The organism is Thermococcus sp. JdF3, from assembly GCF_012027495.1.
Lineage (GTDB): Archaea > Methanobacteriota_B > Thermococci > Thermococcales > Thermococcaceae > Thermococcus.
Window position 1 is genome coordinate 12,505 of sequence record NZ_SNUK01000005.1, and the last position, 22,474, is coordinate 34,978.

Annotated in this window: 36 protein-coding genes; 29 read left to right on the forward strand and 7 right to left on the reverse strand. The window is 56.9% G+C overall.

Features of this window, described 5'->3' with window-relative positions:
- Positions 1 to 107 precede the first annotated feature (107 nt).
- A complete protein-coding gene (locus tag E3E42_RS08470; protein WP_167904080.1) occupies positions 108 to 464 on the forward strand; it encodes a cupin domain-containing protein in 357 nt (118 codons plus the stop codon).
- On the opposite strand, the gene E3E42_RS08475 is transcribed toward E3E42_RS08470, so the two are convergent.
- The 7 genes from E3E42_RS08475 to E3E42_RS08505 form a co-directional block, all read right to left on the reverse strand.
- The gene (locus E3E42_RS08475; RefSeq protein ID WP_148883077.1) at positions 461 to 1,033 is read right to left on the reverse strand and encodes a signal peptidase I; all 573 of its coding nucleotides are present in this window, start codon (positions 1,031 to 1,033) and stop codon (positions 461 to 463) included. The two genes, E3E42_RS08470 and E3E42_RS08475, sit on opposite strands and share 4 nt — an antisense overlap.
- Positions 1,034 to 1,044: 11 nt before the next feature.
- Positions 1,045 to 1,296 (reverse strand): hypothetical protein, encoded by a 252-nt coding sequence (locus tag E3E42_RS08480; protein WP_167904081.1) that lies wholly within the window; start codon positions 1,294 to 1,296, stop codon positions 1,045 to 1,047.
- Between the two features lie 32 nt (positions 1,297 to 1,328).
- A complete protein-coding gene (locus E3E42_RS08485) occupies positions 1,329 to 1,751 on the reverse strand; it encodes a hypothetical protein (protein WP_167904082.1) in 423 nt (140 codons plus the stop codon).
- Positions 1,752 to 1,923: 172 nt separating this feature from the next.
- Complete coding sequence (locus tag E3E42_RS08490) at positions 1,924 to 3,201, reverse strand: tRNA (N(6)-L-threonylcarbamoyladenosine(37)-C(2))-methylthiotransferase (RefSeq protein ID WP_167904083.1); 1,278 nt, start codon at positions 3,199 to 3,201, stop codon at positions 1,924 to 1,926.
- A 190-nt stretch (positions 3,202 to 3,391) separates the two neighbouring features.
- Positions 3,392 to 3,553, reverse strand: coding sequence for a hypothetical protein (locus E3E42_RS08495; RefSeq protein WP_167904084.1), 162 nt, complete (start codon positions 3,551 to 3,553; stop codon positions 3,392 to 3,394).
- A 43-nt stretch (positions 3,554 to 3,596) separates the two neighbouring features.
- Entirely contained in the window at positions 3,597 to 4,880 is a 1,284-nt protein-coding gene (locus E3E42_RS08500; protein ID WP_167904085.1) for a 1-deoxy-D-xylulose-5-phosphate synthase, read from the reverse strand.
- A gap of 268 nt (positions 4,881 to 5,148) precedes the next feature.
- Complete coding sequence (locus tag E3E42_RS08505) at positions 5,149 to 5,361, reverse strand: TRAM domain-containing protein (RefSeq protein WP_014013099.1); 213 nt, start codon at positions 5,359 to 5,361, stop codon at positions 5,149 to 5,151.
- Positions 5,362 to 5,745: 384 nt separating this feature from the next.
- Between E3E42_RS08505 and E3E42_RS08510 the strand changes: the two genes are divergently transcribed.
- The 28 genes from E3E42_RS08510 (at position 5,746) to E3E42_RS08645 (ending at position 22,473) form a co-directional block, all read left to right on the forward strand.
- Positions 5,746 to 6,246, forward strand: coding sequence for a monovalent cation/H+ antiporter subunit E (locus E3E42_RS08510; protein WP_167904086.1), 501 nt, complete (start codon positions 5,746 to 5,748; stop codon positions 6,244 to 6,246).
- Positions 6,243 to 6,506: a cation:proton antiporter gene (locus E3E42_RS08515; RefSeq protein WP_048056655.1), complete on the forward strand. Its 264-nt coding sequence runs from the start codon at positions 6,243 to 6,245 to the stop codon at positions 6,504 to 6,506. Before E3E42_RS08510 ends, E3E42_RS08515 begins: the two co-directional genes overlap by 4 nt.
- Positions 6,503 to 6,874 carry a monovalent cation/H(+) antiporter subunit G gene (mnhG, locus tag E3E42_RS08520; RefSeq protein WP_167904095.1) on the forward strand — a complete coding sequence of 124 codons (372 nt, stop codon included), beginning with the start codon at positions 6,503 to 6,505 and terminating at the stop codon, positions 6,872 to 6,874. The genes E3E42_RS08515 and mnhG (E3E42_RS08520) overlap by 4 nt, the downstream gene beginning before the upstream one ends.
- Positions 6,871 to 7,137: a DUF4040 domain-containing protein gene (locus E3E42_RS08525; RefSeq protein ID WP_058938999.1), complete on the forward strand. Its 267-nt coding sequence runs from the start codon at positions 6,871 to 6,873 to the stop codon at positions 7,135 to 7,137. Before mnhG (E3E42_RS08520) ends, E3E42_RS08525 begins: the two co-directional genes overlap by 4 nt.
- Positions 7,134 to 7,436 (forward strand): hydrogen gas-evolving membrane-bound hydrogenase subunit E, encoded by a 303-nt coding sequence (mbhE, locus tag E3E42_RS08530; RefSeq protein WP_014013093.1) that lies wholly within the window; start codon positions 7,134 to 7,136, stop codon positions 7,434 to 7,436. The genes E3E42_RS08525 and mbhE (E3E42_RS08530) overlap by 4 nt, the downstream gene beginning before the upstream one ends.
- Complete coding sequence (locus E3E42_RS08535) at positions 7,426 to 7,872, forward strand: Na(+)/H(+) antiporter subunit B (RefSeq protein ID WP_167904358.1); 447 nt, start codon at positions 7,426 to 7,428, stop codon at positions 7,870 to 7,872. Before mbhE (E3E42_RS08530) ends, E3E42_RS08535 begins: the two co-directional genes overlap by 11 nt.
- On the forward strand, positions 7,869 to 8,228 hold the full coding sequence (locus E3E42_RS08540; RefSeq protein WP_014013091.1) for an NADH-quinone oxidoreductase subunit K: 360 nt from the start codon (positions 7,869 to 7,871) through the stop codon (positions 8,226 to 8,228). Before E3E42_RS08535 ends, E3E42_RS08540 begins: the two co-directional genes overlap by 4 nt.
- A complete protein-coding gene (locus tag E3E42_RS08545) occupies positions 8,225 to 9,766 on the forward strand; it encodes a proton-conducting transporter membrane subunit (protein WP_167904096.1) in 1,542 nt (513 codons plus the stop codon). The genes E3E42_RS08540 and E3E42_RS08545 overlap by 4 nt, the downstream gene beginning before the upstream one ends.
- Position 9,767: 1 nt before the next feature.
- Complete coding sequence (locus E3E42_RS08550; protein ID WP_167904098.1) at positions 9,768 to 10,115, forward strand: hydrogenase; 348 nt, start codon at positions 9,768 to 9,770, stop codon at positions 10,113 to 10,115.
- A 13-nt stretch (positions 10,116 to 10,128) separates the two neighbouring features.
- Positions 10,129 to 10,644: an NADH-quinone oxidoreductase subunit B family protein gene (locus E3E42_RS08555; RefSeq protein WP_167904100.1), complete on the forward strand. Its 516-nt coding sequence runs from the start codon at positions 10,129 to 10,131 to the stop codon at positions 10,642 to 10,644.
- Positions 10,641 to 11,168, forward strand: a complete 528-nt coding sequence (locus E3E42_RS08560) for an NADH-quinone oxidoreductase subunit C (RefSeq protein WP_148883084.1) — start codon at positions 10,641 to 10,643, stop codon at positions 11,166 to 11,168. Before E3E42_RS08555 ends, E3E42_RS08560 begins: the two co-directional genes overlap by 4 nt.
- Complete coding sequence (locus E3E42_RS08565) at positions 11,165 to 12,460, forward strand: nickel-dependent hydrogenase large subunit (RefSeq protein WP_058939005.1); 1,296 nt, start codon at positions 11,165 to 11,167, stop codon at positions 12,458 to 12,460. The genes E3E42_RS08560 and E3E42_RS08565 overlap by 4 nt, the downstream gene beginning before the upstream one ends.
- Positions 12,457 to 13,446 (forward strand): respiratory chain complex I subunit 1 family protein, encoded by a 990-nt coding sequence (locus E3E42_RS08570; RefSeq protein ID WP_167904101.1) that lies wholly within the window; start codon positions 12,457 to 12,459, stop codon positions 13,444 to 13,446. The genes E3E42_RS08565 and E3E42_RS08570 overlap by 4 nt, the downstream gene beginning before the upstream one ends.
- On the forward strand, positions 13,443 to 13,877 hold the full coding sequence (locus tag E3E42_RS08575) for a 4Fe-4S binding protein (RefSeq protein ID WP_014013084.1): 435 nt from the start codon (positions 13,443 to 13,445) through the stop codon (positions 13,875 to 13,877). Before E3E42_RS08570 ends, E3E42_RS08575 begins: the two co-directional genes overlap by 4 nt.
- Before the next feature lie 257 nt (positions 13,878 to 14,134).
- Entirely contained in the window at positions 14,135 to 14,638 is a 504-nt protein-coding gene (locus E3E42_RS08580; protein ID WP_167904111.1) for a Na+/H+ antiporter subunit E, read from the forward strand.
- Positions 14,635 to 14,937, forward strand: a complete 303-nt coding sequence (locus E3E42_RS08585; protein WP_167904113.1) for a cation:proton antiporter — start codon at positions 14,635 to 14,637, stop codon at positions 14,935 to 14,937. The genes E3E42_RS08580 and E3E42_RS08585 overlap by 4 nt, the downstream gene beginning before the upstream one ends.
- Positions 14,934 to 15,287 (forward strand): monovalent cation/H(+) antiporter subunit G, encoded by a 354-nt coding sequence (mnhG, locus tag E3E42_RS08590; protein ID WP_167904115.1) that lies wholly within the window; start codon positions 14,934 to 14,936, stop codon positions 15,285 to 15,287. Before E3E42_RS08585 ends, mnhG (E3E42_RS08590) begins: the two co-directional genes overlap by 4 nt.
- Positions 15,284 to 15,547: a hydrogenase subunit MbhD domain-containing protein gene (locus tag E3E42_RS08595; RefSeq protein WP_014013080.1), complete on the forward strand. Its 264-nt coding sequence runs from the start codon at positions 15,284 to 15,286 to the stop codon at positions 15,545 to 15,547. The genes mnhG (E3E42_RS08590) and E3E42_RS08595 overlap by 4 nt, the downstream gene beginning before the upstream one ends.
- Positions 15,544 to 15,816, forward strand: coding sequence for a hydrogen gas-evolving membrane-bound hydrogenase subunit E (mbhE, locus tag E3E42_RS08600; protein WP_058939012.1), 273 nt, complete (start codon positions 15,544 to 15,546; stop codon positions 15,814 to 15,816). The genes E3E42_RS08595 and mbhE (E3E42_RS08600) overlap by 4 nt, the downstream gene beginning before the upstream one ends.
- Positions 15,813 to 16,280, forward strand: coding sequence for an MnhB domain-containing protein (locus E3E42_RS08605; RefSeq protein ID WP_167904117.1), 468 nt, complete (start codon positions 15,813 to 15,815; stop codon positions 16,278 to 16,280). The genes mbhE (E3E42_RS08600) and E3E42_RS08605 overlap by 4 nt, the downstream gene beginning before the upstream one ends.
- A complete protein-coding gene (locus E3E42_RS08610) occupies positions 16,273 to 16,638 on the forward strand; it encodes a sodium:proton antiporter (protein WP_014013077.1) in 366 nt (121 codons plus the stop codon). The genes E3E42_RS08605 and E3E42_RS08610 overlap by 8 nt, the downstream gene beginning before the upstream one ends.
- A complete protein-coding gene (locus tag E3E42_RS08615; protein WP_167904118.1) occupies positions 16,635 to 18,188 on the forward strand; it encodes a proton-conducting transporter membrane subunit in 1,554 nt (517 codons plus the stop codon). The genes E3E42_RS08610 and E3E42_RS08615 overlap by 4 nt, the downstream gene beginning before the upstream one ends.
- Positions 18,185 to 18,538 (forward strand): hydrogenase, encoded by a 354-nt coding sequence (locus E3E42_RS08620; protein WP_167904120.1) that lies wholly within the window; start codon positions 18,185 to 18,187, stop codon positions 18,536 to 18,538. Before E3E42_RS08615 ends, E3E42_RS08620 begins: the two co-directional genes overlap by 4 nt.
- Positions 18,539 to 18,985, forward strand: a complete 447-nt coding sequence (locus E3E42_RS08625; RefSeq protein WP_167904122.1) for an NADH-quinone oxidoreductase subunit B family protein — start codon at positions 18,539 to 18,541, stop codon at positions 18,983 to 18,985. It begins immediately after the preceding gene.
- Positions 18,982 to 19,536: an NADH-quinone oxidoreductase subunit C gene (locus E3E42_RS08630; protein WP_167904125.1), complete on the forward strand. Its 555-nt coding sequence runs from the start codon at positions 18,982 to 18,984 to the stop codon at positions 19,534 to 19,536. The genes E3E42_RS08625 and E3E42_RS08630 overlap by 4 nt, the downstream gene beginning before the upstream one ends.
- The gene (locus E3E42_RS08635; protein WP_167904127.1) at positions 19,536 to 20,774 is read left to right on the forward strand and encodes a nickel-dependent hydrogenase large subunit; all 1,239 of its coding nucleotides are present in this window, start codon (positions 19,536 to 19,538) and stop codon (positions 20,772 to 20,774) included. The genes E3E42_RS08630 and E3E42_RS08635 overlap by 1 nt, the downstream gene beginning before the upstream one ends.
- A 235-nt stretch (positions 20,775 to 21,009) precedes the next feature.
- Positions 21,010 to 21,975, forward strand: coding sequence for a respiratory chain complex I subunit 1 family protein (locus tag E3E42_RS08640; RefSeq protein ID WP_167904129.1), 966 nt, complete (start codon positions 21,010 to 21,012; stop codon positions 21,973 to 21,975).
- A gap of 3 nt (positions 21,976 to 21,978) precedes the next feature.
- On the forward strand, positions 21,979 to 22,473 hold the full coding sequence (locus E3E42_RS08645; protein ID WP_167904131.1) for a 4Fe-4S dicluster domain-containing protein: 495 nt from the start codon (positions 21,979 to 21,981) through the stop codon (positions 22,471 to 22,473).
- Position 22,474: the final 1 nt, after the last annotated feature.

The window sequence follows — 22,474 nt, forward strand, 5'->3', positions numbered from 1 at the left end:
GCGTTCACCTTCCGGAAAATTGGAACGGGAGCTTAAAGCACTTTTGATTGGCATCACGAACTCGGCAGATTTAAATAGCCCGAGGCCGAAAGTATTTCGGTGATACCATGTTCGTCGGACACTACACCGAGGTCCCCGAGAAGGACACCGGTTTTGAGGGAGTGACCATCAGATGGCTCGTCTCCCCGAAGCTCGGAGCGAAGAACTATGCGATGCGCTACTTCGTCCTCAAGAAGGGTGCGGAGATACCCCTCCACCACCACGACTGGGAGCACGAGATATTCATCGTGAGGGGAGAGGGAATCATAACGAACGGAAAGGAAGAGTTCCATGTCAGGGAGGGAGACTTCCTCTACGTTCCGCCCAACGAGACCCACGGCTACAGGGCGACCGGAGAAACGCTGGAGTTTCTCTGCATAATCCCCGCCAAGAAGGAGGCCATTCCTGAGGATGAGTGGGCCTAGCGGCGTCTGTGATAGTAGGCCTTTATTTTCTTCCTTCTCAGAGCGACGAGGTCTGCCTTTCTGGATTTTGAACGTAGGGGTTCCTCCTCGAGCAGGAGCCACGCCAGGTCGTATGCAAGAGAGGCGATTATGAACAGAAAAATCCCGAAAACTATCAGCGGAGTGTAGTACCAGACCACACCGACTCTTGGAATCACCAGAACAACCCTGCCAACCACCTGGGAGTAATAGACCCGCCAGGGGTCTGTGTAGTTCCGGTTGTCCCCTTTGGTGATATAGTACATCCGCATTTCCGGATCGGCCTTCATGCCAACGATGCGGTGGGTTATCATGTAGGTCGAGTTGCCGAGGGTCACGCGGTAGAGGATAACGTCCCCAACGTGGAGCCCATCTGGCGAAGATGGCATTGTTATGACGAGGTCGTTGGGATTGATGTGAGGCTCCATCGAGTCGGTCAGGATAACGACGTACTGGAAGCCAAAGACGAAGTGGAGAGCCATGACTAGGACCACGAAGAACAGGAGGAGGTACGAGATGATTGAAAGGACGTCGATACGACGCTTCACCATTAAACCACCGCCTAATTAAAGCCGCATTCGGCACCCATCCCGGCGACTTCGGCACTGTAATCGGCGTGCCTCACTATATAAACCCAGCCGACGTAGGCTAAAAGATTGACGGTGCCGAAAATGTCTGCGTTGGCCTGGCCGAAGCCGATGGAAATTTCCCTGTCCCTGAAGCGGTTGCTGGTTTCAACGACACGGCGGCCCATAACAGTTCCACTGGAGACCTTCCCCACCCTGCCGGTGCCGTTTGAGGGCGAGACCAGCAAAGAATAAGAAAAGGCAGGGATCAATTCAGATTTCACGGGGAGACTGTCTGGCCCTGGAACACGACGGTAACTGTATTTAGATTGTTATTGTCGAGGGGTATCCCATTATTCAGGCCGTTATTGGTGAAGTCCACAGTATACACCCCAGTACTCCCACTGTACGTGGCGAGGTACTTTTGGCCATCAATTATGAGGTAAACAGTGTCACTCCCAGTACCAACCTTGGTGCCCTGGTCGTCGGTGAGGGTTATGGTTGCAGATGTGACGTACTGGGCATCATTGCTGAGGGTCCAGTCGACGTAGGCATGGTGAACAGTCTGCGGCATGCCACCATTTCCGGCGTCAAGCTCCTGAAAGTGCACATTTATAGTCGGAACAGCCAGAGCCGCACCAACCATGGCCAGCACAAGGGCGAGTGTCAGTGGAATTAACCTCTTCTTATTACTCCTCCTCATTCTGATTCACCCCCAAGATGGAGAGCTATACTTTATGATTGAACGATAGTATAAATAGTTTTCTAAATCCAACCGGATTGGTTCACCCTTTGATGTTGTAAGTTCTACAACAAAACCAGTGTCCGGTTAGGTATCTCCCAACGACCGTTGAATACTCCACAAGAAAGACACCTCAGCGGAGGGGAGTGCCCTTCAGGTAAGTTGAGCCGGCCCACTCAACCCGAACCTGCAGGAATTCGCCGGGCTCACCAGAATCAAGGATTACCTCCTTGTAATTGAAAGTCCTGGCCTCAACGCCGCCCTTCTCCCCGGCCCCATGGACGAGAACCTCCACCGTCCTGCCAAGATACGCCCTGTTTATTTCGTGGGCTATCTGGAGCCTAAGCCTGTGAAGGGCCCTTGAGCGTTCCTTGACCCGCCATCCCGGAAGCTGCTTCCATTTCGCCGCGATCGTGCCAGGTCTCGGCGAGTAGCGGGAAACGTTTATCTTGTCCGGCCGGACGCGCTTGATTAGCTCAACGGTGTTCTCGAAAGCCTCATCAGTCTCCCCGGGAAAGCCCACTATAATGTCCGTATTGAGGTTCAAATCACGAACCTTCTTACGAAATGTCCGAACTATCTCCTCGAACTGTTCCGCAGTGTACGTTCTGCCCATCCGCCTCAGAACCTCATCGTCGCCGCTCTGGACGGGCAGGTGAAGGAAGCGGTAGACCTTCTCATCGGTGTAGGCATCAACGAGCTCGTCGAGGAACTTGAGGACGTGGTTGGGGTTCATCATGCCGACCCTGACCCTGAAATCGCCCTCGATGGCCGTTATCTCGTCGAGTAGCTTGGCCAAGTTCGTCCCGATGTCGAAGCCGTAGCAACCGGTGTCCTCGCTCGACAGCTGTATCTCCTTGTATCCCCTGGCGAGGGCCTCCTTGACCCACCTGACGACGAGCTCCGGTTTGTAGCTCTTCAGAACTCCCCTGGCGAAGCGCGTGGCACAGTAGGTGCAGGCGTTGAGACAGCCCTCACTTATCGGGACGACGAAGGCGACGCCACTCTTCCAGAGGCGCGGGAGCTCGAGCTTGTCTATGCTCCTCTCGCGCCAGCCCTCGACGCTCACCAGCTTTCCGCCGCTCTCGGCGACGCTTATCGCCTCGGCTATCCTATCTATGCTCTTAACGCCGAGTATTCCGGAGACGCGTGAATCTATGGCATCCGGGTTGACGTGAGGGAGGCAGCCGGTGACGATTACCCCCTTACCGGAGTCAAGGAGCTCCTCTATGCGCTCGCGCATGTGCTTCTCGGTGGGGTCTTTGACCGCGCAGGTGTTGACCACAACGTAGTCGGCAGTTTCAGGGGTCTCGACCAGCTCATAGCCCGCGCTAACCAGAAGGCCCTCCATCATCTCGGCATCTGCCCTGTTCCTCGTGCACCCGTAGGTCTCGACGTGAACCCTAACCATCGGTGGGCGCTCTGGGAAGGGGTTTAAAAAGGGTGCGGTTCAAAAATGGGGATTAAACCGCACACATAATACTGAGGAGCATGAAGAGAGCATCACGAAAAGAAAAACAGCCATGAACGTTAGTTTTTCCTTTATCCAGTCGCGGGCCCTGTTGTAGTGCCGCATAACCAGAAGGAAAAGAAGCAGACGATCAAAACAGGACGAGTGAGGAGAGGGCCATGAAGGCAACGTCCGGAAGATACCGGCCAACCCCGATGGTGTCAAAGAGGGCCACCGTCCAGTAGAGCATGACGGGTGAGAGAAGAACCAGGATCACAACTGCAACCCCAATCATTATGGAGTCCTCGTCCATGTTAGCACCCAAAAGTTTCTAGGGGAAAAATGATAAAAATTCATCACTCCGTTGTTTGAGAGAGCATCACAACGTATGGACACATGTTTTTAGCGATGATCTTCGCCATCTCATAGTTGTAGAGGGGCTGAGCCGTTGGGTCATCTGTGCGCAGTCTGACCATCATCTCCAAGGCCGCATCCCCGTGCTTGAAGTACCATCCCACGGCGTCCTGGATGTAGAGGGACGTTAACGGATCCTGGGAACAATCGTTAATGGACTCCAGAGCCTCATGCCTCAGACGAAGAACCATCCTGACTTTCTCCGTTGGGGTTCTCAGGGCAGCAAAAGTCGAATTGAGGGCCTCAAATTCGTCAAGATGCCCGTCTATTGCGATTGCGTACAGCAGGTGGTAAGTAGCCGCTGAATAGTAGCCGTTCTCGACTCCCGGGAGACCCCGCTTTTTATGGTACTCCTTCCAGTCACACGCCACCTTGAGCATCGTTTCCTCGAATTCACACGGAACATCAACCCTTGAGAGATTATCCACGAGCGCGTGCACGTTAGTTCTTTGCCCACTGGGATTGAAGGTACCGGGGGTTACATGATTGATAAGCACCGTTGAGTCCATCAAAAAGCCCCTGGCGAATTCCAGATAACTCGTCACCCAGCTTCCAAGTATGCTCACGTTTTCAATCTCCTGAGACGTTGTTGGGTTTGGTATCCTATCAAGCTTTTCCAGGAAGTCACGGGACTGGTTCAGAGAGATTTCCGCCTTGATTATGTTGTCCTCAACCACAAAGCCGGTTATAAAATAGTCCGTGAAGTTAATCCCGCTCCCCAACGTTTGTTTCCACTTTTCAGCCGTTTTGTTCTGTAAATCTTCCACACTCCGAAACTGCCCACGGACGTACTTAAGGAACTCCGTGCGGTTTACGAGTGCAAGGGTTGAGCCCAAGTGGTCAGCGGCAAGCACTGCACAGCTCCTGCCCTCTGTGAGGGCGGCGTAAAACTGAGCCCTGCGTTGATACGAATAGGTCCTGTTAAGGCAGGCATCGATGTCTCCTATTTCGTCATCCGAGACATTCAGCTTGAGAAGCATCTCCCTAAGCTCCAGGACTCGCTCAATGGCACGTTCAACGTCTTCGTCACCCACCTTTTGATTCAGATAAGCCCAATGGGTGGAATTGTAGCCCAGTTTAAAAGTCTCAAGGTCCGTTTGAACCAAGTTGAGGGTGTTGTTGAGCTCTACCTCCGCCCTTATTGCCCTCTCGTGTTGAATATACTTTGAGTAAGCCAAGAACCCGAAAACCACCAGAAAAAGAAGGAAAAGGACCTTCGTTTTCATGGTTATCCCCCTTCAATCCTCGCGCTGTTGGCATAGTGGACTCCTGAAACCCAGAAGTTTCCTCCACATTGTGGGGTTCCTCCTATGCGAGTTTTTCATTGTAATGTTACTCATTGACTTTTATAAAATTTTCTACGATTTGCATTTCAATCCAATATTTTCATTTATAATAGTAGGATGAAATGCGCTCAGTTTCAGAACAAGGGGCTCAAGCTTATGTTTTGAACCTTAGAAAACCGGTCAGATTAAGAATAAGAGGAAAAAAGGATCAGATGACTTCGCCAAAGGCGAACTTCCTCTTGACCGAGTTAATGACGATCTCAACCTCGTCGCCGACCTGGGTGTTCGGGACGAAGATAACGAAGCCCTTTATCTTGGCGATACCATCGCCACCCTTTCCAAGGCTCTCAATCCTAACTCTATACCTTTCTCCAACCTTAACAGGGGCTTCGTAGCCACCGCCAAATCCATCTCCATACATATCCAACACCAACTCTTTCAACTTTCAGGGCTCCCTCGAAAGACTCCGAGAAGAGTCCCATTGAGAACTCACCCTGAGGGTATATAAAGCTTTGGGTGATTTTTAGGCCCTTAAAGTCACCAAAATGCTGTTTCGAGCCACATGAGGACACTGATGCATTATTTTCCAGAAATCCCGCGCTTCCAATCCTTAACCGTGGAGGGTTTCGGCGCCGATGTCAGCAGGCAGGTAATTAACCTTTGGTTAACAACAAAGGGTTAGGTACCTTTGTTTTCAATTCTAAGCTTCAAAAAACCCTTTTAAGAGAATTTTTTCTATGTTAAGCGGAAATCCGGGAAAATGAAGCCGAGATAAGGTTGTAAACCAAAAGTGGGGGGACGCACAATGGGTTTCATTCCTGTATTCATTTGGTCATTCGTGCTCTGGCTTGTGCTGACAGCGGGCAGCAAGGGTATGCTGTGGAGCCCCGAAGAGCTCGTCGCGGGAGCGGTGTTCTCGGGGATAATCGCCTTCACGACGAAGGACATCATAGGTGAGAAGGCCGCGAGGTTCCTCAACCCGGCGAAGTGGGCTGGCTTTGTGGTTTACTCCATCGGCCCGCTCTTCTGGGGTATGGCCAAGGCCAACCTCGACGTTGCCTACCGCGTCATAACCGGCAGGATAAAGCCCGGAATCGTTCGCGTTCCTGTCGATCTGGAGAACGACGCCCAGTACACCATCCTCAGCAACTCAATAACCCTCACCCCCGGAACGCTCACCGTGGACGCCTGCCCAGAGGAGAAGGCCCTCTACGTCCACTGGATAAACGTGACCGAGAAGGAGCCGGAGAGCTCCGAGGTCATAGCGGGTTCATTTGAAAAATGGGCGAGGAGGCTGGGAAGATGATAGCACCGGAGTTCTTCTATGCCGCGGTCATAGTCATGATTGGAGCATTCCTGGCTCTGCTCAGGGTGTTCTTCGGACCGAGCGTGCCGGATAGAGTCGTGGGAGTTGATACCCTCAACACGTTAATCGTTGCCGGAATGGTCCTCCTCGGAGCGGCCTACGACAGGACGATATACATCGATATCGCCATCGTTTACGCCCTTCTGAGCTACGTGGGAACCCTGGCCATAGCCAAATACCTCCAGGGGGGATTGGAATGAGTGCGGTCACCTACGTCATCTACGCATTCCTCACGATAAACATAGTCTTCAACCTGCTGGGCAGCTTCTCGCTCCACAGGTTCCCGGACGTCTACACAAGGCTCCACGGAGCGACCAAGTGCACCACCTTCGGGACGATATTCGCGGTTCTGGCGGTGGTGGTACACGCTGCCTACCAGCTCCACCTCACCGGCGACCCCAAGTACCTCCAGATGGCGCTGCACAGCATCGTTGCGCTCGTGGCGCTCCTCCTCACGAACCCGACCGGAGCGCACGCGATAGCCAAGGCAGCCCATCTGAGCGGCTATAAGCCAGCCAAAGCCGTCATTGACGCGTACGAGGACAAGCTCAGGGGTGGTGCCGAATGAACGCTCTTTCGATGGACATGGTCATACAGTTCGGAATACTCCTCGGCGTGCTGGTAGCGGCCTACATCACGATAACCATGCGGGACCTGCTCAGTGCGGCCATCGCTTCGGCGGCCATGAGCCTGCTCCTCAGCCTTGAGTTCTACATGCTCCACGCGCCGGACGTGGCGATAGCCGAGGCCGCGGTCGGAGCCGGCGTCGTTACGGCCATAGTCGTGTATGGAATCGCCAAAACGGAGAGATGGGAGCGTGAGGGACCATGAAGAGGACTTTCGGAGCTCTCGCACTGCTGTTCCTCCTCGGAGTGCTGCTCGTCGTTGCGAGCCCTTCAACCGGAATAAAGTTCGGCCTCGGCGGTGAGGACTGGAAGGCCTACCGCTACACCGACCAGTACTACATAGACCACGGCGTGCAGGAGGTGGGTGGAACCAACATAGTCACCGACATAGTCTTCGACTACCGTGGCTACGATACCCTCGGAGAGGCGACGGTTCTCTTCACTGCTATAGCCGGAGCGGTTGCACTTCTCAGGCCCTGGAGGAGGGATGAGGATGAAGAGTGACATGGGACTAATCGTTAAGACCACCGCGAGGGCCACCATTCCGCTCATAGGAATCTTCGGTGCCTACGTGGTCTCACACGGTCACCTTACGCCGGGAGGCGGCTTCCAGGGTGGAGCGACCATAGCGGGAGCCGGGATACTGTTCCTCATAGCCTTCGGGCTGGGCGAGATGAAGAGGCGCTACAACCACCACCTCTACTCGGCCCTCGAGGGCCTCGGCGGCCTGGTATTCCTCGGAGCGGCGATGCTCGGCCTGGGAGTTGCGTTCTTCTACAACACGCTGTGGCACAACGGGCCGGTCTTCAACGGCCAGCCGGGAACGCTGCTCTCAGCGGGTTACCTGCCGATAATGAACCTCGCCGTGGGACTGAAGGTCTTCGCGGGACTGGTCAGCGCGATGGTTGCCATAGCGGCATTCAGGAGGTGGAACGAATGATACCGTTCCAGTTCATCACGGCGTTCCTGCTAATAGCCATGGGAATCTACGCCCTCCTCTACAAGAGGAACCTCATCAAGCTCATACTGGCCCTCAACATCATAGATGCCGGCATACACCTGCTCCTCATAAGCTTCGGATACCGCATAGAGGCAGGCCAGATACCAACCGCGCCAATCTACACGGGCTACGAGACCGTAAAGAGCGCCATGGTCGCCCCGATTCCGCAGGCGCTCACGCTCACCAGCATAGTCATCGGGGTCTGCGTTCTCTCGCTGGCGATGGCCCTCACGATAAACGCCTACAGGCACTACGGAAGCCTCGACGTTAACAAGCTCAGGAGGTTGAGAGGATGAACGGGCTGATCCCATACCTCATCATAGTCCCGCTCCTTGGAGCATTCGCACTGCCCATAGTGGGCCTCGCGGGAAGGAAGGCCAGGGAGCTGTGGGCGATACTCATAACCGGCATCACCCTCGGCGTCGCGGCCGGACTGTTCAAAGAAGTCTGGAAGAGCGGCGAGATACTCGTCTACACCCTCGGAGCGAAGAGCCCCATTGGAAACGGCGTTCCATTCCCGATAAGGATAGTCTGGGAGGTGGACCTCCTCAGCGCGCTCTTCGCCCTGATGGTGACCTTCATAGCCTTCGTGGCCGTGCTCTACTCCAGCGAGTACATGAGGCACGATACGGGGCTTGAGAAGTACTATGCCCTAGTCCTCGTCCTCGAGGTCGGCATGCTCGGCATAGCCATAACCGGCGACCTGTTCAACTTCTACGTCTTCCTGGAGATAATGAGCATAGCGAGCTACGCCCTCGTCGCCTTCAGGAACGACACCTGGGAGGGCATCGAGGCGGGCATAAAGTACATGTTCGTCGGCTCCCTCGCCAGCTCATTCATCCTCCTCGGCATAGTGCTCCTCTACGGCCAGTACGGAACGCTGACGATGGCCTACCTGGCCAAGATGATAGCTGAGAACCCAACCTTCACCGCCAAGGTGGCCCTCGGCCTCCTCGCGGGCGGACTGCTCTTCAAGAGCGGTGCCGTTCCGGTGCACATGTGGCTCGCAGACGCACACCCGGCCGCTCCGAGCTCGATCAGCGCCATGCTCTCGGGTCTCGTCATCAAGATAGGCGGTACCTACGCCCTGGCGAGGCTCGCCTTCAGCGTCTTCAGCGCCGGAATCAGCACTAGAACGGTCGGCTGGATAATCATATTCTTCGCCTGCGTGACCCTCATAGTCGGAAACGCGATGGCGGTGATACAGACCGACATGAAGAGGCTCTTCGCCTTCTCCAGCGTCGGCCAGATCGGCTACATCCTCCTGGGAATCGGAATTGGCCTTGCCGCGTATGGAAGCGACGTCGGCCAGGTCGCTCTGGCGGGTGCGATATACCACACCGTGAACCACGCGATAATGAAGGCCCTCCTGTTCCTCGTCGCGGGAGCGGTCATACACGGGCTCGGAACCAAGAACCTCAACGAGCTGAGCGGAATAGCCAGGAAGATGCCGGTCACGAGCTTCGCATTCCTGGTCGGTGCGGCCGCGATAATCGGCCTTCCGCCGCTCAACGGCTTCGCGAGCAAGTGGCTCATCTACGAGAGCTCGGCGCTCTTCAACCCGTTCCTCGCGGCAATAGCCGTCATAGGCACAGCCTTCTGTACCGCCGCATACATCAGGGTGCTCTTCACGTTCTTCGGAAGGCCGAGCGAGAGGGTCATGAACGCGGAGGAGCCAGGAAAGGCCATGCTCGTGCCGATGCTCATACTGGTGGTGGCAATAATCGTCATGGGACTCTTCCCATGGGCCATCAGCGACAAGGTCATGCTTCCGGCGGCAAAGACTCTGGAGAACATAGGGGCTTACGTATCGGCGGTGCTGGGGGGTGCGTGAAATGTTTGGCTACTGGGATGCACTCTACTTCGTTTACGTCTTTGCCATAGGCCTGCTCATCTCGTACGTGCTCTACAAGTGGGCCGAGCGCTCCAGCACGGGGACGAGGAGAACCGGCGATGGAACGAAGATATTCCTCAGCGGTGAGGACCAGGACGAGATCGTTCCGCAGTTCGAGCACTTCCAGGGCTACGTCACCGGAAGACACGTCATGTGGGGCCTCATAAGAGGAATTCACAGGATGTTCCTCATCTTCCGCAGGGAGCACACCGGACTGCTGAGCGACTACATCAGCTACCTGCTCGTCACGACCGCGATAATTGTGGGAGCGCTGATAGTGTGGGGATGAGGAGGTGAGATGAATGGCGATTAAGGTTACAGGGGCAGAGACCAATGTCAGCTCAAACTCCTCGGAGCGCGAGAGGCTTGAGAGGGAGATATCAAAGCTCTGCAGGTACATAGGGCGCTCACCCTGGGTGTTCCACGTGAACAGCGGCAGCTGCAACGGCTGCGACATCGAGATAATAGCCGCACTGACGCCGAGGTACGACGCCGAGCGCTTCGGTGTGAAGCTCGTCGGAACGCCGAGACACGCCGACATACTGCTCGTAACCGGGCCGGTGACCGACCAGAGCCTTGAGAGGGTCAAGCTGGTCTACGAGCAGACTCCGGACCCGAAAGTTGTCATAGCCGTCGGAGCCTGCCCCACCGGCGGAAGCGTGTTCTTCGAGAGCCCCTTCACCAACGCGCCGCTGGACAAGCACATACCGGTGGACGTCTTCGTACCCGGCTGCCCGCCGAGGCCCGAGGCGATACTCTACGGAGTCGTGCTCGGTCTGCAGAAGCTGATAGAGAGAATTGAGGGGGGTAAGAGATGAACGTTGACGAGTTCGTTAAAGCCTTTGGCGAGAGGTTCCCCGAGGCCGAGATAAGGGTGAGCGAGAACAAGATGCCCCACCCGAAGAGGCGCGTCTGGGTCGAGATAGACAGGGAGAAGTTCCACGACGCCATGAAGTTCATCAAGGAGCTCGACCCGAAGGCCCAGTTCTCCATCATAATCGGAATGGACGCCGGCGACAGACTGCTCGCCAAGTACCACATGGAGATGTTCTGGGAGGAGGGGGAGAGCCTGTCGCTCGTCATAGGCACGAGCGTCCCCAAGGATGACCCCAAGCTGCCCACAGTCACGGACGTCTTCCCGAGCGCGCTGCCCTACGAGAGGGAGAACCAGGAGTTCCTCGGGCTGTTCTTCGAGGGAATCCCCGACCCGAGAAGACTCTTCCTGCCCGACGACTTCCCGGAGGGAATCTACCCGCTGAGGCTCGACGAGACCGGAATCAAGCCCGAGATGGTCAAGAACGCAGGACACCCCTATAAAATTAAGAAGGAGGGCTCGAAATGAACGGAAAGCTTGAGTACTGGGTTAAGATACCCATCGGACCCATTCACCCCGCACTGGAGGAGCCCGAGAAGTTCATCATCACGCTCGACGGAGAGAGGATAATCAACGTCGACGTCAAGCTCGGCTACAACCTCAGGGGCCTCGAATGGATAGCCATGAGGAGAAACTACATCCAGATACTCTACCTCGCCGAGAGGATATGCGGAATCTGTTCCTTCTCCCACAACCACACCTATTCCAGAGCCGTTGAGGAGATGGCCGGCATAGAGGTGCCCGAGAGGGCCGAGTACATCCGTGTGATAATCGGCGAGCTCGAGAGAATCCACTCCCACCTGCTCAACCTCGGAGTCGTTGGGCACACCATAGGCTACGACACCACCCTCCACCTCAGCTGGCTCGCCCGCGAGCGCGTCATGGACATCCTGGAGGCCATCGGCGGCAACAGGGTCAACTACTCCATCAACACCATCGGCGGCGTGAGGAGGGACCTGGAGGAGAAGCACATCAGGGCCATACTCGACATGATAGAGAACTACAGGAACGAGGTCATGCCCAAGATAGAGGAGATATTCCTCTACGATCCGACGGTCGAGGCCAGGCTGAGGGACGCTGGCGTTATTCCCAAGAGGATAGCCATCGAGTACAGCGCCCAGGGACCGACTGCCAGGGGAAGCGGCGTGAAGAAAGACGTCCGCTACAACGAGAAGCTCAGCGTTTACCCGGACCTCGGCGTGAAGCCGATAACGCCCAAGGAGTTCACCGGAGTTGTCAAGGGGGACGTTTTCGACAGGATGGTGGTCAGGGTCGGCGAGCTCTGGCAGAGCATGGAGCTCATAGAGAGGGCCATAGACCAGATGCCGGAGGGCAAGATAAAGGCGGTTCCAAAGGACAACACCCTCCTGTTCCAGCTCAAGAAAGCCGAGGGGGAGGGAATAGGCAGGTACGAGGCCCCGCGCGGTGAACTCATCCACTACGTCATGGCCCAGAAGGGCAAGGACGTCCCGGCGAAGTGGAAGATGCGCGAGCCCACATTCCCGAACCTGTTCGCGATAGCCAGAGCGTTGGTGGGCGAGCAGGTGGCGGACGTTCCGGTTGCAATAGCCTCAATAGACCCCTGCCTGAGCTGTACGGACAGGGTCGCGGTGGTGGATGCTAACACAGGAAGGAAGAAGGTCCTCACCGAGAGGGACCTCCTCAGGCTCTCGATAGAGAAAACCAGGGAGCTGAACCCGAACGTTAGGGCGAAGCCCGAAGTTGTTGGAGTAGGCTGCCCGAGGGGTGGTGTCCTATGAACGTCCTCTACGCAACGCTCGGATTCCTGGGAATTTACGCTTACGTATCCTTCGCCTCACTGCTCTGGGGAGGCATAGACAGGAAACTGGTTGCAAGGATGCAGCGCAGGATGGGCCCCCCACTGCTCCAGCCGTTCTACGACTTCCTGAAGCTGGTCAGCAAGGAGTCCATAATCCCGAGGGACGCCAACAGGTTCTTCGAACTGGCCCCCGTGCTGGCTCTCGCCACCTCCATCGCCCTGCTCGCCTACACCCCGCTCGGCTTCGAGCCGCTCTTTGGAACCAAGGGTGACGTGATACTCTTCATCTACCTGCTGACCCTAATCGGCTTCCTCAGGGTCGTTGGTGCCGTTAGCTCGGGCTCCCCCTACGCCCAGATAGGCGCCCAGAGGGAGATGATAATCCTCGTCTCCAGGGAGGGGCCGATGATGCTGGCCCTCTTCACCATACTCTGGCGCCTCAGCGACCTCGGCGTTACAAAGCCCTTCAGCATGGGCACCTTCTACGAGCACAACGTCTGGGAGCTCGGGACGCCGATGAGCATAATAGGGGCAGTGGTGCTCCTGCTCGTCTTCATGGCCTGGCTCGCCAGCGAGATTGAGGTCGGCTACTTCGACATCCCCGAGGCCGAGACCGAGCTCGCCGAGGGAACGATGGCCGAGTACAGCGGAAGGCACCTGGCCCTCTTTGAGCTGGCCAACGCGATAAAGGCCTTCGTGAGCGCGAGCCTCGTCGTGGCGATATTCTTCCCGTGGGGCATATCCGGCTACCTCGGGCTCACGGGGCTTCCGGCGGTAGTCATAGACCTGCTCTTCCACACCCTCAAGGTCTTCGCCGTGCTCTTCGTGAGCATGAGCCTTTTCAGGGCGGTAACTGGAAGGCTCAGGATAAACCAGGCGGTGACCCTGTTCTGGACCAGGATGCTTCCGGCCGCAATAGTCGGGGCGCTGCTGCTGGCAATAGACACCCTGGGGGTGGTGGCATGAGGGTCCCACCGACGCTCTCAGCCGTGCTGAGCAACCTGTTCAAGAAGCCGGCAACCAACCCCTTCCCTGCGAGCGATCCGGTTCCGACTCCAGAGGGCTTCAGGGGCAAGCTCGTCTACTATCCCGACAAGTGCGTCGGCTGCAGGCTCTGCGTCATGGTCTGCCCTGCAGGGGTCATAGAGTACGTTCCCGAGGTCAGGAAGGTCACCTTCTGGCTCGGAAGGTGCGTCTTCTGCCAGCAGTGCGTGGACGTCTGCCCCGTAAAGGCCCTGGAGATGAGCGATGAGTTCCTCCTGGCGACGGACGACAAGTACAACGACAACCTCCGCTGGTTCAAGGAGGATGAGATAGAGGAGCTCAAAAAGAAGCTGGAGGAGCAGAAGAAGGCCAAGGAGGCGGCAAAGAAAGGGGCCGAGTCCCAGAAGAAGTAGCCCCCTTCTTTCCTTGTTTTTCCCACCGACGATTTCAGTTCTGTAATGAACTTTTCCGAACGTTTGTCCCCCCTAATATACTACAACGTACAGTTTTATGGACGTACGTCAAGAGCCGTCCAATTTATATTTGTCAAATTTCTGGTTGTTAACCATTTGTTTTAGAAACCCATTTATAAAAATTTAGCCAATTTATAATCGAGATTTCGGGAAAATAGGCCCGAACAGGGTTTAAAACCTAAAGTTGAGGTGGGAAAATGGGGTTTGCCGCACCGTTCCTGTGGTCCCTTATCGTCTATCTGCTCCTCACGGCGGGCTCAGGCAACGTCATCGCCTGGAGCCCCGGGGAGCTGATTGCAGGGATTGTAATAGCGGCCATCATAGGCTACGCCACAAAGGAAGTCATGGACGAAAAGGTGGGCTACTTCTTCAGCCCGAGGAGATGGCTGCTCCTCATAGTTTACGCCATAGGACCGTTCTTCCTGGCAATGGCCAAAGCCAATATCGACGTGGCCTACCGCGTCATAACGGGCAGGATAAGGCCCGGAATCGTAAGGATATCTCCTGACCTGACCAGGGACGAGAGCAGGACTCTTCTGGCCAACTCGATAACGCTGACCCCTGGAACCTTCACGCTGGAGATAGACGAGGAAGGCAACTTCTACGTTCACTGGATAAACGTGCCGCCCGGAAAGGAGAAACCCACCCCAGAGGAGCTGTGCGGGTATCTTCCAAAATGGGCAAGGAGGATTGGAGAATGACGGTCGATGGAGCATTTATGTGGGCGCTGATACTGCTACTGTTCTCAGCCATGCTGACGCTCATAAGGCTCCTCGCGGGGCCGACGATACCGGACAGGGCCGTCGCCCTGGATTCCATGACGACCACCACGGCGGGGGCCATGGTCATCTACGGCGTGGTAACCAGACAGGCGGTTTTCATAGACGTCGCGCTGGTTTACGCGGTTCTGAGCTACATCGCGACCCTCTACATAGCCCGCTACCTTGTCAGGAAGAGGGTGGGAGTTGCATGCGAGTGCGAGGAGGGGGAGGCGGCATGATAGAGTGGCTAATAGCGGCATTCCTGGCTATCGGCGTGTTCTTCAACCTTCTGGCCAGCGTTGGCATCCTCCGCTTCCCCGACGTCTACACGAGGATACACGCGGCAACCAAGTGCACGACCTTCGGCACGATATTCATAGTCCTGGCCGCCGTCACGTACTCGATGTACAGCTACTTCTGGGTGGAGAGGGATCCATCCTGGATAACCATAGGGATACACTCGGCCCTGGTGGTCATATTCCTGGTGCTCACCAACCCCGTTGGGGCCCACGCCATCGGCAGGGCCGCGAGGAAGTCGGGCATACGGCCTCACGGGGCGGTTATAGACGAGCTGGAGGGTCGCCTATGAACTTCGAAGAGCTCTTCTGGGTGCTTCAGGCCATGGTGGGGCTGGGGCTTCTGATAGCAGCCATAGCGGCGGTGAGGTTCAAGAACCTGGTCTCAGCCGTCATCGCGATGGCGGTGTTCAGTCTGATACTCTCGCTGGAGTTCTACATACTGCAGGCACCCGACGTCGCGATAGCGGAGGCGGGAGTTGGAGCGTGCCTCACGACGGCGATGTACCTGCTGGCGATCAAGAAGACCACCGACGAGGAGGTGATAGAATGAGGAGAGCCCTTGGCCTCTTCGCGTTCATAGGCTTCACCCTGTTCCTCCTCGTGGCCGCGGCGAGCCTCAGGCCCTTCGGTGAGCCGGTTCACACCGAGATGGACTCCTACTTCATCGGGCACGCACAGGAGGAGGCATCGTCAAACAACGTCGTCACCAGCATAGTCTTCGACTACAGGGGTTTCGATACCCTTGGAGAGGCCACTGTACTGTTCACCGCGGTTGCGGGCGTGCTGATGGCCCTCAGAAGGAGGGAGGTGAAAGCATGACGACCCTCATCATCAAGACAACCACCAGGTACCTGACGGCGCTCATACTGACCTTCGGGGCATACATCATCCTCCACGGGCATCTCACGCCGGGAGGCGGCTTCCAGGGAGGAGCTGTCTTCGCCAGCGGCCTGGCACTCTTAATTGTGGCCAACAAGTACGACGACATCAAGAAAACCTTCTCCAAGGTACCGCTGAGCACCTTCGAGAGCATCGGCGCCCTCGGCTTTCTGGGAATGGCCACCCTCGGCCTCATGGGGTACACGTTCTTCAGGAACGTCATAGCCAACAGCGGGTTCCCGCTCTTCGGAGAGCCGACGCCGCTCGGAATAAACCCAGGCTACCTTAACACCGGCGGAACGCTGCCCTACATGAACATCTTCGTCGGAACGAAGGTTCTGGCCGGATTAACCAGCATAATCCTGGTGTTCTACCTCCTCCTGGGGGTGAGGAAGGATGAATAACGTGATTCTGGTCAACCTCCCCTTCATAGTCGTGGCGCTCCTGCTGGCGGTGGGGTTCTACACGATAGGATTCAAGAGGAACCTCATCAAGGTCGTCATAGGCATTGAAATCCTTGAGGGAGCCGTCAACCTGTTCCTAATCGCTCTAGGCTACGTCAAAGGCGCCTACGCCCCGATATACACGATGGCACCGAAGGAGGCCGTCAACAACATGGTTCTGCCGACGCCCCAGGCGCTTACCCTGACGAGCATCGTCATAGGCGTCGCAGTTTCGGCGCTCATGCTCGCCTTCGCCGTCAACATCTACGAGCACTACGGAACCCTTGACGTTACAAAGGTCAGGAGGCTGAAAGGATGATCGAGCACCTACCCGCTCTCATGATAGCCGTGCCCCTCTTCGGGGCGTTCGTGGCTCCCCTGCTGAAGAAAAAGGGCAGTGCCCCGGCAGTCTGGGCGATGATGATCACCGGCGTGACGCTGGGCATGGCGCTCCTCCTGGTCAGGCAGGTGCTCATCCAGGGAATTATGGTGTACGTCTTCGGAGCCGACAACCCGCACCTCGTCCTGCCCTCCGGATACAGGGTTCCGATAAGGATAATATTCGAGGTCGACGCGATAGGGGCCTTCATGGCGCTCTCGGCAGCGCTCATGAGCTTCATCGGGGCGATGTATTCATACAGCCACGTGAGGAACGAGACGGGCCTTGAGAAGTACTACGCGCTGCTTCTCCTCCTCGAGGTCGGAATCCTCGGCATGGTCCTGACGGGAGACCTGTTCAACCTCTTCGTGTTCCTGGAGATAGCCGGAATAGCCGGCTCGGCACTGGTGGGCTTCAGGAACTACCGCGGCGAGGCAAGCGAGGCCGGAATCAAGTACCTCATAGTCAGCGCGGTGGCATCGCTGATGGTACTCTTCTCAATAGGCCTGCTCTACGGCGAGTACGGGAACCTCAACATAGCCTACCTGAGCACCCAGATAGGGTTCAACACAGTTGACATAATCGCCCTGGGAATACTCTTCACGTCCTTCGCGATGAAGTGCGGCTCGGTGCCGACCCACCACTGGGTTCCGGACGCGTACACCGAGGTCCCGTCGGGAATCAACCCCACCCTCCTCGTGGCGACCTACGCGAGCCTCTACGCCCTCTTCAGGGTGAGCTTCAGCCTCTTCGGCAAGGTTAGCTCGGGAATGAGCAGCGTCGGCTGGATAATGTGCGTCCTTGGAGTGCTCACCATGTTCATAGGCGTCACGATGGCCCTCGTCCAGAAGGACGTCAAGAGGCTCATGAGCTACCACGCGATTTCGCAGACCGGCTACATGCTCCTCGGCGTTGGCGTTGGCCTGGCGGTTCTCAACGACCCAGCAAAGCTCGCCGCCTTCGGAAGGGACGCGATGGCGGGAGGTATATTCCACATCATCAACCACATCATCTACAAGAGCCTCCTCCTCATGACTGCAGGAGCGCTGTTCTACGTGACCGGAACGAGAAACCTCAACGAGATGGGCGGTCTGGCTAGAAGGATGCCCTACACCACGATAGCCTTCATAGTAGGCGCAGCAGCCATATCCGGAATCCCGCCCTTCAACGGCTTCGCGAGCAAATTCCTCATCTACGAGACGTCCTACCAGCTGAGCCCGATATTCGCGATATTCGCAATGGTCACGAGTGTACTGACGCTGGCTTCGTTCGTCAAGGTCTTTGCCTCAGCCTTCCTCGGACCGCCGGTGAAGAAGTACGAGGAGGTAAAGGAGGTTCCAAGGAGCATGGTAGTGGCGATGCTCATCCTGGCGGCGCTGTGTCTGCTGTTCGGTCTGTTCCCGAACGTGGTGCTGGACAAACTCGTCTATCCGGCCGCTGACGCGCTGCTGAAGCTGAGCAACTACCAGACGTGGGGTGGTATACTATGAGCTGGCTTGAGAGCCTTACGCTGAACTCCCCGTCGGGATTCTGGAACCCGATAGTCTGGCTGGCGTTCCTCATCGTCTTCGCGGTCATAGGCTACATCATCTACTCGCGCGGAAACAGGAGCTACAAGCCGAACACAGACCAGGTAAAGCCCTACCTGAGCGGCAACGAGGTCGAGGACGTGGAGGAAATCCGCGTAAGGGCAGGAGACATTTACTGGGGCTTCATAGAGGCGCTGAAGGGCTACTACAACGTGCTCATGAGAATGCACACGGGGGACATCAGGGACTACATCCTCTGGTATCTGGGACTCGGCGCCATAATCCTGTTCATCCTCGTGGGGGGTGTGTGAATGGGGAAGCTGACCAACTTTAAACGCTCCCTCTGGGTTTTCCACGCCTCCGGAGGGAGCTGTAACGCCTGCGATATCGAGATTATAGCCTCGCTGACGCCTCGCTACGACGTGGAGCGCTTTGGAATCAAACTCGTCGGAAGCCCGAGGCACGCGGATGTTCTCCTCGTGACGGGGGCGATTCCAAGGGACTTCGCCGATAAGCTGAGGCGCATATACGAGCAGATGCCCGACCCGAAGGCGGTCGTTGTGGTAGGCAACTGCGGAACCACAGGGGGAGTGTTCTACGACTCCTACAACATAGCCGGCCCGATAGACGAGATAATCCCGGTGGACGTCTACGTTCCCGGCTGCCCCCCGAGGCCCGAGGCGATAATAGACGGCGTTGTGAAGGCCTGGCTCAAGATAGAGAAGCTGGAAAAGGAGCTGGAGGGGAAGAAAGAATGAGGGAACCAATGAGCGCGGAAGAGGTCCTCAAGAGACTCCAGGAGGCGCTCGGGGAGGCCCTGCTCTCCCACGAGGTCAGGGAGTACACGATGGGAGTCAGGAGGAAGAGGACGTACCGGGAACTCTGGATAGAGATAGACCCGAAGGCCTTCAGAAGAGCCGTCGAGGTCATGTTCAAACTCGACTACCCGCACCTGCACTTCATAACCGGAGAGGACGATGGAGGCGACTCCCTGAGGATGGTTTACTCCTTCGGCCTGTTCTGGGCCGTCCCCTGGGGAGAGCTCAGCGTCACCATGCGCTTCAACCTTCCGAAGGATAACCTCGTCCTGCCCACGATAACCGACCTGATGCCCGGGGCGGAGACCAACGAGAGGGAAATCAGGGAGATGCTTGGCGTTGAGTTCGAGGGGCTGAAGAACAAGAGGCATCTCTTCCTCCCCGACGACTGGCCTGAGGGCAAGTACCCCTGGAGGAAGGACGAGTACGGTGTGGAGGACATGGTGAAGCACACCCACAAGAGCGTGAACGAGATAAGGAGGGGTGAGTGATGGCGAAGACCCAGTACTACGTCCCGGTCGGCCCGATTCATCCCGCCCTGAAGGAGCCGATAAGGGTCGAGGCCAAGGTCGAGGGAGAGAGGATAGTCGAGGTGGACGTCAAGAGGGGCTTCGCCCACAGGGGAATCGAGTACATGGGCATGAAGAGGAACGCCATACAGACCCTCTACCTCTCGGAGAGGATATGCGGAATCTGCTCGATATCGCACCCCTACGCCTTCGTCATAGGAAGTGAAAAGGCCCTGGGAATAGAGGCCCCGCCGAGGGCCCAGTACATAAGGACGATAATAGCCGAGCTGGAGAGAATTCACAGCCACATACTCTGGCTCGGTGTCGTTGCGCACGAGATGGGCTTTGACTCCCTCCTGTTCTGGACGTGGAAGGGCAGGGAGAAGGTCCTTGACATCCTGGAACTCCTCACGGGGAACAGGATAAACTACTCCGTGTTCATGATAGGCGGCGTCAGGAGGGACATAACGGAAAGCCAGGCAAAAGCCGTGAGGGACATGATAAACTACTACAGGATATTCACGGAGGAGATGAAGGACGTCTTCCTTTCGGATCCCGTGTACAAGGCAAGGACAAGGGGAGTGGCCCAGCTCTCGAAGGATATGGCGAAGAAGCTCAACGCCGTCGGACCCGTCGCCAGGGCGGCAGGGCTGAGGATGGACGTCAGGCAGGACAACCCCTACGACGCCTACGCGGACATCGGGGTTAGAGCAGTGGTTCCCCAAGACATAGTCGGTGAGGCCAGGGGGGACGCGTACGACATCACCCTGGTCAGGATATACGAGATAGAGCAGAGCCTCGACATAATCGAGTTCTGCCTCGAGGAGATGCCAGAGGGCAAGATAATGGCCATCCCCAACTACGTGGCGCTCCTGGCCAAAATCAGGAGGAGCGAAGGTGAAGGAATCGGCATGCACGAGGCTCCGCGCGGTGAGGTCATCCACTACTTCAAGTACGGCAACAAGCGCGACGGTCCTCTCGTCTGGAAGGTCATAGCGCCGAGCTACAACAACATCAACACGTGGGGCCCACTCCTCCTGGGTGCGGAGGTGGCGGACATACCCATCGTCGTCGCGTACATAGACCCGTGCATGTGCTGCAACGACAGGGTCGCAGTTGTGAGGGACGAGAACGGCAGGTTAATCGACCCCGCTACCCTGCACCTGAAGGCGGTTGAAAAAACACGGAAGCTCAGGGAAGAGCTGGGGGTGAGAGAATGAACGGCAACATCGTTCATGAGGGGTGCATCGGGGCCACGGCCATTCGTGAGGCTCACACCCACCCTGCGTCCTCTGGACGCACTTTAAGAGCGAGCAAATGGACAATGGACACTATTGGGGCACCCGCCAGCGAAAAAGCCAGTTTCGGAGTCAACAACGTTCCGCCATCCGTCAAGGACGTTCGAACGACAGTGAGAACGGCGCTTTCGTCAGAAAGGGCTGAGGGGGTGAGAGAATGACCCCCGAGACCCTAATCTACGCGTTCACCTTCCCGGTGCTTGGGGTCTTCCTCGGGCTGGTCTACAAGGGTATAGACAGGCGCTTCTCGGCGAGGCTGACTTCCAGAATAGGCCCGCCGATAAGGCAGCCCTTCTGGGACGTAGGGAAGCTGCTCCTCAAGGAGACGGTTGTTCCTGAGAACGCGGTGGCGTGGATATTCAACGCCATGCCGATAGTTTCCTTCGCGGCCTCGATGACGCTCCTGCTGTACATACCCTTTGGAGTGCTCAAGGCGCCCCTCGAAGGCTACGGTGACCTGGTAGTCATCCTCTACCTGCTGACCCTCCAGTCGCTGGCAATGGCCATAGGCGGCTTCGCCTCCGGAAGCCCGTTCTCCTCGGTGGGTGCGCAGAGGGAAATGGTGCTCATGATGAGCTACGAGATGCCGCTGGCGACGGTTATAGTCGGCTTCGCCGTGCTCTACAGGAGCTTCTCGCTGACGACCATAGCAAGCACACCGGTGTGGGGCGCCGCGGGTCCGCTCGCGGCCATGGGCGTGCTGCTGCTCTTTGTGGCCCTACTCGTCGTCACGCCGGCCGAGCTGGCGAAACTGCCCTTCGACATCGCAGAGGCGGAGACGGAGATATGTGAGGGAATGCTCGCAGAGTACAGCGGAAGGAACCTCGCGTTGTTCTACCTCTCGGACGCGGTCAGGGGCTTCGCCATGGCGGCGCTGGAGGTGGTGCTGTTCTTCCCGTTCACGCTGACGGGCATACTGAACCTGAACCTGACGGGAACACCCTACTACGTCGTCGAGGCCCTGTGGTTCCTCTTCAAGGTGCTGGTGATATACCTGCTGGCGATAACCCTCGTCAGGACGTCCTTCGCAAGGTTCAGGATAGAGCAGGCGTCCAGGGTGTTCTGGGTCTACGTCAACATAATCGCCCTCGTCGGGCTCGCGCTGGTATGGCTGGGGGTGTGAAGCATGGTTAACAAGATGATGTTCGTCCTGCTCAAGCAGCTCGTCAAAAAGCCCGCCACAAATCCCTTCCCGGTCAAGCATGCTCCCGCTAACGTCACGGCGCTCATAGAGGAAGTGCAGAAGGGTGAGGCCCAGATAAACCCGCCGGTTCCCGTCCCGGAGGGGTTCAGGGGAAAGCTCGTCTACGACCCGGAGAGGTGCATAGGCTGCCGGCTCTGCATAATGGTCTGTCCCGCTGACGCCATGGAGTGGATTCCGGAGCTCAAGAAGATACGGCACTACGTCTCGCGCTGCATGTTCTGCGCACTGTGCGTTGACGTCTGCCCGGGCAAGAAGTTCCCGGGAGAGGAAAAGGCCGTCAAGGCACTTAGGATGAGCGAGGAGTTCCTGATAGCGGACTACGACAAGTACAGCGACAACCTGATAGAAGAGCCTCCAGAGGCAAGGGAGCCGCCCAAAGAAGAAGTGAAGGAGGCAGCGGAGTCAGCGGGCCAGTGAG

Excerpts from the sequence above, each read along its gene's own strand:
- E3E42_RS08470 (WP_167904080.1), top strand. The coding sequence starts at position 108 with ATGTTCGTCGGACACTACACCGAGGTCCCCGAGAAGGACACCGGTTTT.
- E3E42_RS08475 (WP_148883077.1), bottom strand. The coding sequence starts at position 1,033 with ATGGTGAAGCGTCGTATCGACGTCCTTTCAATCATCTCGTACCTCCTC.
- E3E42_RS08485 (WP_167904082.1), bottom strand. The coding sequence starts at position 1,751 with ATGAGGAGGAGTAATAAGAAGAGGTTAATTCCACTGACACTCGCCCTT.
- E3E42_RS08490 (WP_167904083.1), bottom strand. The coding sequence starts at position 3,201 with ATGGTTAGGGTTCACGTCGAGACCTACGGGTGCACGAGGAACAGGGCA.
- E3E42_RS08495 (WP_167904084.1), bottom strand. The coding sequence starts at position 3,553 with ATGGACGAGGACTCCATAATGATTGGGGTTGCAGTTGTGATCCTGGTT.
- E3E42_RS08500 (WP_167904085.1), bottom strand. The coding sequence starts at position 4,880 with ATGAAAACGAAGGTCCTTTTCCTTCTTTTTCTGGTGGTTTTCGGGTTC.
- E3E42_RS08505 (WP_014013099.1), bottom strand. The coding sequence starts at position 5,361 with ATGTATGGAGATGGATTTGGCGGTGGCTACGAAGCCCCTGTTAAGGTT.
- E3E42_RS08510 (WP_167904086.1), top strand. The coding sequence starts at position 5,746 with ATGGGTTTCATTCCTGTATTCATTTGGTCATTCGTGCTCTGGCTTGTG.
- E3E42_RS08515 (WP_048056655.1), top strand. The coding sequence starts at position 6,243 with ATGATAGCACCGGAGTTCTTCTATGCCGCGGTCATAGTCATGATTGGA.
- mnhG (WP_167904095.1), top strand. The coding sequence starts at position 6,503 with ATGAGTGCGGTCACCTACGTCATCTACGCATTCCTCACGATAAACATA.
- E3E42_RS08525 (WP_058938999.1), top strand. The coding sequence starts at position 6,871 with ATGAACGCTCTTTCGATGGACATGGTCATACAGTTCGGAATACTCCTC.
- mbhE (WP_014013093.1), top strand. The coding sequence starts at position 7,134 with ATGAAGAGGACTTTCGGAGCTCTCGCACTGCTGTTCCTCCTCGGAGTG.
- E3E42_RS08535 (WP_167904358.1), top strand. The coding sequence starts at position 7,426 with ATGAAGAGTGACATGGGACTAATCGTTAAGACCACCGCGAGGGCCACC.
- E3E42_RS08540 (WP_014013091.1), top strand. The coding sequence starts at position 7,869 with ATGATACCGTTCCAGTTCATCACGGCGTTCCTGCTAATAGCCATGGGA.
- E3E42_RS08545 (WP_167904096.1), top strand. The coding sequence starts at position 8,225 with ATGAACGGGCTGATCCCATACCTCATCATAGTCCCGCTCCTTGGAGCA.
- E3E42_RS08550 (WP_167904098.1), top strand. The coding sequence starts at position 9,768 with ATGTTTGGCTACTGGGATGCACTCTACTTCGTTTACGTCTTTGCCATA.
- E3E42_RS08555 (WP_167904100.1), top strand. The coding sequence starts at position 10,129 with ATGGCGATTAAGGTTACAGGGGCAGAGACCAATGTCAGCTCAAACTCC.
- E3E42_RS08560 (WP_148883084.1), top strand. The coding sequence starts at position 10,641 with ATGAACGTTGACGAGTTCGTTAAAGCCTTTGGCGAGAGGTTCCCCGAG.
- E3E42_RS08565 (WP_058939005.1), top strand. The coding sequence starts at position 11,165 with ATGAACGGAAAGCTTGAGTACTGGGTTAAGATACCCATCGGACCCATT.
- E3E42_RS08570 (WP_167904101.1), top strand. The coding sequence starts at position 12,457 with ATGAACGTCCTCTACGCAACGCTCGGATTCCTGGGAATTTACGCTTAC.
- E3E42_RS08575 (WP_014013084.1), top strand. The coding sequence starts at position 13,443 with ATGAGGGTCCCACCGACGCTCTCAGCCGTGCTGAGCAACCTGTTCAAG.
- E3E42_RS08580 (WP_167904111.1), top strand. The coding sequence starts at position 14,135 with ATGGGGTTTGCCGCACCGTTCCTGTGGTCCCTTATCGTCTATCTGCTC.
- E3E42_RS08585 (WP_167904113.1), top strand. The coding sequence starts at position 14,635 with ATGACGGTCGATGGAGCATTTATGTGGGCGCTGATACTGCTACTGTTC.
- mnhG (WP_167904115.1), top strand. The coding sequence starts at position 14,934 with ATGATAGAGTGGCTAATAGCGGCATTCCTGGCTATCGGCGTGTTCTTC.
- E3E42_RS08595 (WP_014013080.1), top strand. The coding sequence starts at position 15,284 with ATGAACTTCGAAGAGCTCTTCTGGGTGCTTCAGGCCATGGTGGGGCTG.
- mbhE (WP_058939012.1), top strand. The coding sequence starts at position 15,544 with ATGAGGAGAGCCCTTGGCCTCTTCGCGTTCATAGGCTTCACCCTGTTC.
- E3E42_RS08605 (WP_167904117.1), top strand. The coding sequence starts at position 15,813 with ATGACGACCCTCATCATCAAGACAACCACCAGGTACCTGACGGCGCTC.
- E3E42_RS08610 (WP_014013077.1), top strand. The coding sequence starts at position 16,273 with ATGAATAACGTGATTCTGGTCAACCTCCCCTTCATAGTCGTGGCGCTC.
- E3E42_RS08615 (WP_167904118.1), top strand. The coding sequence starts at position 16,635 with ATGATCGAGCACCTACCCGCTCTCATGATAGCCGTGCCCCTCTTCGGG.
- E3E42_RS08620 (WP_167904120.1), top strand. The coding sequence starts at position 18,185 with ATGAGCTGGCTTGAGAGCCTTACGCTGAACTCCCCGTCGGGATTCTGG.
- E3E42_RS08625 (WP_167904122.1), top strand. The coding sequence starts at position 18,539 with ATGGGGAAGCTGACCAACTTTAAACGCTCCCTCTGGGTTTTCCACGCC.
- E3E42_RS08630 (WP_167904125.1), top strand. The coding sequence starts at position 18,982 with ATGAGGGAACCAATGAGCGCGGAAGAGGTCCTCAAGAGACTCCAGGAG.
- E3E42_RS08635 (WP_167904127.1), top strand. The coding sequence starts at position 19,536 with ATGGCGAAGACCCAGTACTACGTCCCGGTCGGCCCGATTCATCCCGCC.
- E3E42_RS08640 (WP_167904129.1), top strand. The coding sequence starts at position 21,010 with ATGACCCCCGAGACCCTAATCTACGCGTTCACCTTCCCGGTGCTTGGG.
- E3E42_RS08645 (WP_167904131.1), top strand. The coding sequence starts at position 21,979 with ATGGTTAACAAGATGATGTTCGTCCTGCTCAAGCAGCTCGTCAAAAAG.